Origin of the sequence: Desulforhopalus vacuolatus (assembly GCF_016918505.1) — a bacterium.
Lineage (GTDB): Bacteria > Desulfobacterota > Desulfobulbia > Desulfobulbales > Desulfocapsaceae > Desulforhopalus > Desulforhopalus vacuolatus.
This window is the reverse complement of record NZ_JAFFPZ010000050.1, coordinates 1-10,628: the sequence shown is the minus strand read 5'-3', so window position 1 is coordinate 10,628 and position 10,628 is coordinate 1. Positions and strand designations below refer to the sequence as shown.

The window sequence follows — 10,628 nt, the reverse complement described above, 5'->3', positions numbered from 1 at the left end:
ACTATTCAATTATCTTTTTTATTGCTCAGTGTCATTTATAATGATTCTGATTCAAGTTTGTGGCGACCATAGCGAGAAGGATCCACCCGTTCCCTTTCCGAACACGGAAGTTAAGCTTCTCTGCGCCGATGGTACTGCATGGGTGACTATGTGGGAGAGTAGGTCGTCGCCATTTTTTACGATAGAGTCCCGTAAGGTTTTTCCTTACGGGGCTCTTTTTTTTTGCCCGCTGTCCCCTCCCCTGCCGACCGCAAAACAAAGATAGAAAAAGGAGACGGGAGAAGGGAGAAAGGAAAAGACGGAACGACAAAAGACTTTTTGCCAAAGGAATACACGAAACATGCGAAAAAGGACTTTTTATAGAGAGAAACTTTCGTGTGTTTCATTGGCTATCCAGTCTTTTGCTTTTCGCCTTCCTTCGCGTTCTTCGCGGTAAAAAATGCCTTACCGCCTTTTGCTTTTCCCTTTCTCCCGTCTCCTGCCTCCCTTCTCCCTTTTTCCTGTCTCTCTTTTTGTCTTTGCCTTTCTTCGTTGGCAAAAAAATCTTTTCGCTGTTCCGTCTTTTGCCTTTCTTCGCGTTCCTTCGCGGTAAAAAATGTCTTACCGTCTTTCGCTTTTCCGTCCTTCCCGTTCTAATTTTGATAAACTCTGTGTTCTTAAATGTTGTTTTATTTCCCTTCAGCTCGTAATACTGCTTTGATTTTTGTCAAAGGCACTTCGGCAAAGAAAATACCTGTCAGGATCATAGCAGCACCTGCGCTTCCTGCAGCTGGAAGTTGTTCGTTTAATACAAAAAAGGCTGTCAAAGACGCGAAAATGGGTTCCAGGGAAAAGATCAAAGCAACTCTCGTGGAACTTATGTAATTTTGAGCCTGTGTTTGAACAAAAATGGCCAGACTGGTACCGAGAATGGAGGCCACAAATATGCCCCAGAGGACATCAGGTTTCCCAATAATCCTGATATCTGCCAATACGCGCCAGTCTTCAGTGATCAGGACTGAGCAGAGGCTGAGGACTGTAACGGTTCCAAGTTGTACCAAAGTCAGAGGCATAACCTCATGTTTTTGACTGTATTTTCCGGTATACACAATGTGCAGGGCAAACATTAAAGCACCGATGAGGGTTATAGAGTCCCCTGTATTGAAAGGTACTTCACCGGCAGCTGTCAGAAAATAGAGTCCTGCCGCTGCCAGCAGCACTCCTGTAAATGTCTGTATCCGGAGATTATCTCCCAGTATAAAAAGAGCGATTATGGGTACAAGAACTACACTTAAACTGGTGATAAAAGCACAATTGGATACGCTTGTATAGAGAAGACCAAAAGTCTGACAGGTAAACCCTAAATAAAGCAACAGCCCCAGAAAGCAGCCATGTTTAAAAGTGAGTAAATTGAAGTGATTTCGTTTTTTTTGAGAGTATAAGCAAACCACAAGAGACAGGCTGGCAACACCGAAACGAATAGCATTAAAGCTGTGAGGTTTCAGGATACTGATTGCGTTGTGGATCAAGACAAATTCGACACCCCAGATAAAGGCGACAAACAAAACACCTAAAGTGGCTAATTTGGCAGTGCTCATAACATTTACCCCTCAGAATGGTTACTGATACACAATTCATGGTAATGTACATTTACTTGTTGGCTGGCCAGCCAGCCAACAAGTATTGAGCCTATATTTGTTGCCTGTTATTGTCAAGTTCAAATTTCCTGGCTGAACATCCTGAGCAAAGAGGATGGACGATTATTCAATGTTCCGATAAAGGGTATTTTAAGATGATTCAATCAACTGCAACAGAAGCGTTGACGCGTGCGGAGCAGAAGCTGAAAACTCGATGCAAACTCCTGGAAGCCACAATTGACATTATTGCTTCAGAAGGTGTAGCTGGAGTGACATTTGCCAGGGTATCTGGCAATGCAGGGGTTTCCCGAGGGTTGTGCAGCTTTCATTTTGAGAACAAAGAGCATTTAATGCTTGAGACCTTGCGCATGCTGTATGCAAAGACTGATCTGGCGTGGCGCTCAGCTCTCACAGAACCCGATACTGCTCCTGAGCAGCGTCTGACGTCCATGATAAAAGTTCTCTTGAGTCCCCCCATCGCTGATCCCAAAGCGTTGACAGTTCTGGTTGCGTACTGGGGGCTCACACCACACAGAGAACATTATCTGAAGTTTTTTACTGAAGGTGATCTCGCGTATGAGGAGTCAATTGAAGGGGTGATGAGAGAATTGGCGGACGGTCAGGAAATGATTCATGGCATGAGCCTGCGAGCTGTTGCGGTGATGCTGACAAGTATGATCGACGGTATCTATGTTCAGTACCTGATTGCTCCAGGGCGTCTCAGCTGCCAGGAAGGGGTTCAGGGCTGCCTGACATTTCTGGCAACTTTTTTCCCGCAATTTTTCTCGATCATCGATCAGTGAACAGAGCTCAACGACACGTATAATTCTCGTCCCTCTCTCGTTCAGATACGATTAATAATTCGTGTTTATCCGTGTCCATTCGTGATTCCTTTTGCATTTGTAACCACGAATGGACACGAATTTTCACGAACAGGAACAACGCATTAAACGAAAACGTTTGTATCCGAAGTTAAGCCGTACAGTGCACCAGGAGCATGAGAACAGACACCGCTCCTTATGGGCCGATACGCAGAAACAATACATTGCCATAGTTCTTATGCAGTTTGCTCCCACGGAAAACACGGAAGGACACGGAAAACATCAATTACCTCAAAGTAACCACAAAGGCATTCTCTTATGGTTTTTTCAGTAATAATTCGTGTTTATTCGTGTCCATTCGTGGTTCCTTTTGTCGTTTGTAACCACGAATGGATAAACAGGATGCAAAACGGGTTACAACTTAATAGGAATGGTATAAATGGTATTACATTTTTTACTGATCAGAGAACACGACTGCGTGGAAATCTTTTTTGGCGATTACGAAAGGATAAACAGAATATACAATTGGTTTCTTGTAACGCATGGAATAAACTGATAGCAATTCCCAGAATTATGAAGAGCAGAGACAACCGGTCCCCTGTTATCCCTCGCCGAACCCTTCATCTGCTAAACCACCTGCCATCATCTCTGTGGCAAGTTGCTCCAGCTGATCCTGCGCCTGTGCAAAATCAAGCTTCCTCATAGCCTCATTAAGGATTGTAAAACTCTCCTTGCTCATCCGGGTCTGCAAGGCAGGCAGGAGTTTGCGATATATTTTCACGGCTGAAAGTTTTCCCTGATGCAAAGCTTCTCTCAATTGGTCAAGCTCTTCGTTCATAAGTGCAACCGGCTCATTTTTATTGCTCGCTTTTTGTGCCCGCTGAAGAACGGGATCAATCGCCTCAACCAGCTGGCAGAAACTCGTTCTCAGCTGGTCAAGCAGTTTGGCAATCTCCTGGTCTTCCTTATCACCAAAGGCATTTTCCACTCTCTTTGCCAGGTTTGAGAGAGTAATAGCGCCGACCAGCCCGGCAGTTCCGGCGAATTTATGTATCCAGGCACGCAGCACATCAAGTTCTGGTTTTTCACGAGGCAGTACTACAGGCTGCAACAAGTCCCTGTTTTCGGATGTAAACCGATGCAACAGGTCCAGAAATAAGTCCAAATCATCATTAAGACGTTCGCGTACCCCAGCTGATTCTATGCCTTCTATAACGGGCCAATCAAGGTTTTTGACAGGTGAGGCGGTTTTTTCTTGAACAGGTACAGAAAAACCTTGTGACTGACCGACATATCTTCGAATCAGGCGAATAATCTTTTCGGTATCAAAGGGTTTTGTCTGGTAATCATCCATTCCCGATTCAAGAGACACCTTACGTTGACTAACAAGAGCTGTTGCTGTCAAGGCTATTACCGGCAAATTTTTAAGCGATTCTATCCGGCGAATTTCCCGGACAGCTGTATTCCCATCCATCACCGGCATCTGGATATCCATCAAAATTATATCGACACTGTTTCCTGGAGTTTTCAGCCAATCCAGTGCTTCGGCACCATTCATACAGGTGGAAACAATCGCGCCTTCACGTAAAAACAGCTTGGTCGCGAGATCAAGATTGACCTGGGAGTCATCAACCACAAGAATTTTCACCCCAGGCAACCATGTAAGATGGGCAAAATCCAGTGTCGAGCTCCTGAGCACCAGATCAATATCCTCGGAACGCCTGCTAAAAACTTTCCCCATACTATTGACCAGTGAGGAGATAGTGATCGGCTTACCCACGATGCAGTCAGGAATATCTGCGTGGGCAGCTTGACGGAGTTTCTTCGTTTCGTAACCGGTTACCATCAGCAGTCCGGGAATTTCTTCAATATCGTATTTCTCTTTCAGCTTAAACATCGCATTGAGACCGTCCAGTTCCGGCATCTGCCAGTCAACGACAAGACAGTCAACCTGATACCCTGCTTGATACATCTCCCCGTAGCGATCCAATAATTCCCTGCCATTCTCTACCGCTTCCACATCCCAACCAAGCTGATGACACATGGCGATCAGGTTTTCACGACAGCTGGAATCATCTTCGGCCAACAAGATTCGCAACTGCTTACGGTACAGTCCCGCCTCTTTTACCTCTTCAGCTGTTGCAATGCGGAAAGGAAGTTCAATAATAAAAGAGCTCCCCTCACCGATAACGCTTTCCGCATACACCTTTCCACCCATCTCCTCACACAGCTGCTTTACAATAGACAGCCCCAATCCTGTACCGCCGTAATTACGGGTTATCGAGCTGTCAGCTTGCCGGAAAGCATCAAACAGTGCAGGCAGGATATCTGCCGGTATGCCACATCCAGTATCTTTTACCAGAAAGCGCAGTGACTCATACCGGGCACCGTTTTCAGTCTGGGAAACTCCGCCAACAGCTTCCACTGACAGCGACACACTGCCTTTACTGGTAAACTTGATCGCGTTATTGATCAGGTTAAGCAATATCTGGCGCAGTCTGGTCGGATCGCTGATAACGTATTCCTCGACAACCGACGGCAATGAGCCGATTGTCAACTCAAGCCCCTCTTTTTTCGCCAGGGGAATGAGCATAACCCGGAGTTCATTGAAGATAGACTCAAGCTGCACCGGTATCATTTCCAGGTTAATCTCCCCTGCCTCAATCTTGCTCAAATCCAGCATGTCATTCACCAGAGAGAACAGCATCTGACCGGATGTATGAATCGTGTTAAATTCTTCTCTGACAGCGGGTGTAATATCCTGTCGCTGGGCAAGCATCTGGGTCAGCCCTATGATATTGTTCATTGGTGTTCGAAACTCATGACTCATATTGGCAAGGAACCTGGATTTGGCAAGGTTTGCTTCCTCAGCCACCTGGGCCAGTTGAACCTGTGAATCCAGAGCCTCCTGAAGGCGCTCATTACTTCTCAGCAATTGCCTGCTGGCTTTACTGCCGATAACCAGAAGAATCAGGGCAACCAACAGTGAGAGAACAAGTTCTATCAGCTTAAAATTTTCTTTTTCCTGCTGTATTCGATTCAAGTGAATCTGGATATTGTGTTTGCTGGTATAGGCGAGGCGGTTGGCATTTTCGAGCATTCTGGAAAAAAAAGGTGGCAGTCTTTTTGTAAGGACAGCAAGTTCCTGCCTTCTCTGCTCCGCTGCCACATGTCGTCCTGCCTCTTCCTCCGTTTCGATCATGGCCAGAATCAGAACTATCTTATCTACTTTTACTTTCAGTTCACGAAATTTCGGAGACAGGTCAATGGCTTCAAGGATGTAACCTTCGCTCTCTTGCAAGGGTTCAAAGTTGAAAGATTCCTTGTAATAATCCTGCCCAGGGAGGTTTAACTCGAACTGGTGAGTAATTGTTCCACCGTCTCGTAAAACAGTGAACGTATGAAGCACATGGTCTATCTCACTATCTATCTTTTTTTTGAGCACCTGGGCATGATCGTGTCGTTTTGAAAGAGAAATCAGGTAAAAACAGGTTTCCAACGATTTTATGTGCTTGATGATGTTTTCGCCGACGATTGCACGATTTTCTTCACTGTGCAGGCTGTTATCGAGGGATGTTGTCAAAGACAGGAAAAGCCGATGTGTGCCGATTAGTGCGATGAAGCCAAGCAGCACAACAAGGATCAAAATCCTTAATAAAAAGAGTCCACTTTTTTCTGTTTTTTCGTTCATTCTACGATGACTTTGTCAAAATTTTCTAAATCGGCATCATTGAGGAAACCATAGGTATAAAAAACCCTTCGTCCCCCCTCGGATGCAGCATAAGCCATAAACTGACGAGCCAGTTCCGGATATTTGGAAGTACTCAGCAGGTTGAAAACCAACATCTTCTTTTTTGCATAGGTTTCGTCGATCGGTAATACGTCAAGGTACTTGCTGTTGTCATCCCAGAAAGCAGTAGCTCTCCAGTTGATGGTAACATCAGCGTTGTCGTCACGAAGCTCCTTGTTCAATTTTCTGGAATCAGTTGAGAGAAATGCTGCGTTGGCAAAAGCTTCCTGGCAGTTACCAAATTCGGTCAGAACATTTTTCGTCTCCTGGCCAATGCTGCCACTTTCCGGGTTACATAAAATGCTCCTGACATCTCTTGAAGTAAAAATACCCAGGTTTGCCGGAATATTTTTGGGGTTTCCTTTCCTTACGACGATAGCTGCGCGGTTATAGCCGACAAACTGGAAATCAGTAAGAAACCCTTCATGTACGTTGTTCTTCCGGTAGGAAAGAGCCCCCGGAAGATACAAATCCCCCTGCTGGCTGGAGGTAATGCTGTTGTACAGATCCTGTGACCCTCCCTGGACAATAACAATTTCCAGATTCTCATCGGTGTGCAACTGTTCGAAACGCTCGGCCAGAATACTGACCGGACGGACCATGGTGATGCCAATGTAGAAAAGCATTTTTTTAGATGTTGATTTGGCTGAGACAGAATCGCCGTCTCCCTGATTACAAGCTGTCAATGACAGGGCTAAACAAAAGGACAAAAAAAGGACAAGGGCTTTTTTAACACGCATCAGATTATTCCTTTTTAAACAAATATAAAAAAAATATTTCCTGGACCAGGACGTCAGCTCCCGCTGGTACCGGTTTTTAACCTCTTGGGATTATTTCGCAAATGCCTGCCTGTGGCTTTGCCCAGGTAATAGCGAATTACCCCAAGGATATCAGGAATCACCACCAGTGAGCAGTGCCAGGCATAGATGCGTGCCTGTTTTTCATCAAGCTGCATGGACTCCTTGAAATGTTGAACTCTGAGCAGCCTGGGCCAAAAAAGAAGAACACAGGCGACAAGTGCGCAGACGAGACAGGGAGCATAAAAAAACGGGGAAAAAAAGAGCCCCAATAAGAGCAGCAGAAGCGTGGCAGCCAGAAAAAAGAGGGAGCCGCCTCCCCGGACAAGAATGCGGCGAAACTCGATAAACCAGAATCTCCGCTCCCTGCCAGCCCCCTTGTCGATAACAGCGGCAAATCCGTAGCCTGAACGGAAGGCCCTCTTCCAGTACTGGGATATCCTGAACATGGCGATATCATGACAGGTCATCACCGTATCCAGCTGCAGGATTCGCCATCCCTTATCCCTGACTCTCTGGCTCAGTTCCGGGTCTTCGCCGCCAACCATAACATCATCATAGCCACCCGTCTCTTCCAGAACCTCGCGGCGGACAAGCACATCGCCGCCAAATGCGTCAGCCTCGCCGGGTTGACCATTCCACTCAAGACTGGTGATCCAGTTGAAGACGCTTTTATCCGGGTGCATCTCTTTCCTGTAGCCCTGAACCGCTCCTGCTTCTTTTTCGCCAAGAGCCTGGACTCCCTTTGTCAGCCAGTCCGGCTCAAGGATGGTGTCTGAGTCAAGGAACTGGACCAGCAGCGAGTCCCCCACCCTCCAGCCTGCGTTTCGTCCCCTTCCAGGGGTTGGATGTCTGTCTCCCAGGCTGATAACCTGCACTCCGGCAGCAGCTCTGCTGATTGCCACACTGCTGTCGCTGGAACCACCATCCACATAGATCAGATGGAGTTTCTCCCGGGGATAGTCACAGTCCTTGATTGATTGAAGACATCTCTCCAGAGTTGCTTCAGTGTTGACGCCGATCACCACACAATCTATGTCGGGTAAAAGGGGTGGGGTGCTGTTGTTCATGGTGTTTGCCATAACGTATCCTTGATTATTTTCTGCGCAGGGTGTGGATAGCAACGTCGGGCTGGCAATTGAAGCGGATCGGCACACCACTGCTGCCGGTGCCGTAAGAAGTATAGCCCTGCATATTCATGTATTCCCAGCGGTCGGCGCAAAAGCGGTTGGGGCAGGAGGCATTGGTTATCACCGGCTTCCCCCCGGGCAGGCAGATCTGTCCGCCATGGGTGTGGCCGCAGAGAAAGAGGTCCACCTCCTCCAGGGCTGCTTTTTTATACAAATCTGGAGTGTGTGAGAGAAGAATGACGGTTTCCTCGGGAGGAACAGACCGCAGAGCCCTGTCAAGATCCGCACAGTGGTAAAGGTGGTCGTCATCAACACCTGCAAGCCAGATCCTCACACCATCTTTTTCCAGGCTGACTGCCTGGTTAAGAAGTATGGCCAGTCCCGCTTCCTCCAGAGGAAAGACAGTTTCAATGAAATCATGGTTGCCAAGGATGCCCCAGTTGCCCATGACAACATTGATGGCACCCAGGATTTTCTTCATCACCCGTATCGTCTTCCGATAGGAGGAGTGGGTCTTGAAACGGTAGTCGCCGGTAATAACGCAGAGATCCGCTTTAATGGTTGCCAGCAGCCTGCACAGCTCCTCGGCCTCGTTGTCGATGCCGTCTGCGTGGATGTCTGAGAGATGAAGGATACGCAATCCGTCAAAGGCATCAGGAAGATCATGAAGGTAAAATTCATGCTCTCGGACCCGATACTTGAGCGCGTTTTCCGCCCCTCGCGCGTAACTGAGTGTGGCCTTGAACGCCAGGGTTACCAGGGTATTAAAGATATTGCTGTTTTCGTAATGAAAACGTTTCAACGACTCGCCACGGATAAACATTTTTGCCGAGTAGTCGACCTGGATGCGCAACCGTTTTCCCAGGTGACGCTTGCCGATTCTCTCTTGTAATGCTGCAAAGACGTGGGCTTCCATCGTTTAGTTGTCCTGATTATCCAGCTCAGATTTACGGGTGGTCCGCGTCCAGGTATTCTCACTGCCCCGTAATGCCATTTTCAGGTAGAGCAGCATTTTCCAGACGATGTAGACAGGCGCACTCGCCAGGTAGCACCAAAGCCGCAGGGGTGCCCGCATCAGCAGTTGTCCGGAAGCTACATAGATCACGCTGATGAGAAGGCAGGCGAACCCTATGGGCAGGGTGGATGGGAACAGGAGCCAGGAGGCAGCCAGGGAGAACAGTATCGCCGCGATGAGCAGGGAAAGCGGAGGAACCGCCAGGTCCATCAAGGCATGAAAATAGCGAAACTCTCCCTGCAGACACTTTCCAGCCAGGCGCGGGATCAGTTCTCTTGCAAGGGCAAAGCGCCCCCCTTCCCACCGCTCCCTCTGGCTTGATGCCTGAGAGCGGCTGACCGCCATCTCACTGCGAATGACAGCGTCCGGATTATAGTGGACATCCACCCGATCCTCCAGCAGGGTGAGTGAAAATTCCACGTCCTCGACCACGCTGTGGGCGGGCCAGCCGTAAGTCTGCAGAATTTCCCTGCGAAAGCCCATGCCGTTGCCCTTGAGGGTGGCGGTACCAAAAAGCCGTACACTGCCTGCCATCCGCAGGTGATTGAAGACGTTGAAGGCCGCTGAAACAAGCGCCGTCCGCCAGGAATCGTAAGGGTTGGCAACCCCATTATAGGCCTGAACAACCTGCACCTCTGGATGGGAAAGACTGCAGTTGAGCTCTTTGAAGTAGTCCTCTTCCGGGGCGACATCGGCGTCGATGATGGTGAGCAGGTCACAGGAGCCGTAGAGATCTGTCTGACTGGTAAGAAACCAGTCGAGGGCCTGTCCCTTTCCCCGCATCTCCAGGTTGTGCCGCTCAGCCACAGCAGCACCGCAGCTTCTTGCCACATCCGCAGTCCTGTCACTGCAGTTGTCGGCAATGACAAATATGTCAAGCAGTTCTTCCGGGTAGTGGCAGCGACGAACGGCAGCGATGGTCTGTTCCATCTGCAGCTCCTCGTTGTGCGCCGGGATCAACACCCCCATCTTCAAAAAAGGCGCATCTGTGACCTTTTTCGGCGTAAACATCCACGCCCCGATTGTAAGAAGAAACAGCCAAAGGCAGGCCAAAAAGACAAGAGAAAGAACTATCAGAAAGAGGATCTGAAAAAAAACCATATCATCACCATTGCTTAAAAGATGTCATATTCCCATACCTTGCTGGAGAACTTGTCATACCATTCCTGTTAAATTATACCATTCCTATTAAGTTGTAACCCGTTTTGCATCCTGTTTATCCATTCATGGTTACAAATGACAAAAGGAACCACGAATGGACACGAATTATTACTGAAAAAACCATAAGAGAATGCCCTTGTGGTTGAATTCGGTCTGTTCTCATGCTTCTAACTTATATTTCGCACTTTGTGAAAATATTATTCCTAATACCCACAGATGCTCTCGGCATGGTTAGGTCAGGACTCTCTTTTTTTTCAGCAATTCTGAAATGCTGATCTACTTGCAGAAACTAACCGTA

At 47.8% G+C, this 10,628-nt stretch carries 7 protein-coding genes and 1 rRNA gene; 2 read left to right on the top strand and 6 right to left on the bottom strand.

Going from position 1 to position 10,628, the window contains the following annotated elements; translation table 11 throughout:
- Window positions 1-58: 58 nt before the first annotated feature.
- Window positions 59-175 (top strand): 5S ribosomal RNA (gene rrf / locus JWG39_RS15405).
- 493 nt (window positions 176-668) lie between these two features.
- Here the strand turns inward: rrf and JWG39_RS15400 are convergent.
- Window positions 669-1,577, bottom strand: coding sequence for a DMT family transporter (locus tag JWG39_RS15400; RefSeq protein WP_205220333.1), 909 nt, complete (start codon window positions 1,575-1,577; stop codon window positions 669-671).
- A 194-nt stretch (window positions 1,578-1,771) separates the two neighbouring features.
- Here JWG39_RS15400 and JWG39_RS15395 point away from each other — a divergent pair, with 194 nt between their 5' ends.
- Complete coding sequence (locus tag JWG39_RS15395) at window positions 1,772-2,419, top strand: TetR/AcrR family transcriptional regulator (protein WP_205220332.1); 648 nt, start codon at window positions 1,772-1,774, stop codon at window positions 2,417-2,419.
- Window positions 2,420-3,038: 619 nt separating this feature from the next.
- Here the strand turns inward: JWG39_RS15395 and JWG39_RS15390 are convergent.
- From JWG39_RS15390 to JWG39_RS15370, 5 genes are read right to left on the bottom strand one after another with little or no spacing between them, the layout of a single operon-like run.
- Window positions 3,039-6,128 carry a response regulator gene (locus JWG39_RS15390; protein WP_205220331.1) on the bottom strand — a complete coding sequence of 1,030 codons (3,090 nt, stop codon included), beginning with the start codon at window positions 6,126-6,128 and terminating at the stop codon, window positions 3,039-3,041.
- Complete coding sequence (locus JWG39_RS15385; RefSeq protein ID WP_205220330.1) at window positions 6,125-6,967, bottom strand: substrate-binding domain-containing protein; 843 nt, start codon at window positions 6,965-6,967, stop codon at window positions 6,125-6,127. Before JWG39_RS15385 ends, JWG39_RS15390 begins: the two co-directional genes overlap by 4 nt.
- Window positions 6,968-7,020: 53 nt before the next feature.
- Window positions 7,021-8,106, bottom strand: coding sequence for a glycosyltransferase family 2 protein (locus JWG39_RS15380; RefSeq protein WP_205220329.1), 1,086 nt, complete (start codon window positions 8,104-8,106; stop codon window positions 7,021-7,023).
- A gap of 13 nt (window positions 8,107-8,119) precedes the next feature.
- Window positions 8,120-9,070 (bottom strand): metallophosphoesterase, encoded by a 951-nt coding sequence (locus JWG39_RS15375; RefSeq protein ID WP_205220328.1) that lies wholly within the window; start codon window positions 9,068-9,070, stop codon window positions 8,120-8,122.
- A 3-nt stretch (window positions 9,071-9,073) separates the two neighbouring features.
- Window positions 9,074-10,270 (bottom strand): glycosyltransferase family 2 protein, encoded by a 1,197-nt coding sequence (locus JWG39_RS15370; RefSeq protein WP_205220327.1) that lies wholly within the window; start codon window positions 10,268-10,270, stop codon window positions 9,074-9,076.
- Window positions 10,271-10,628: the final 358 nt, after the last annotated feature.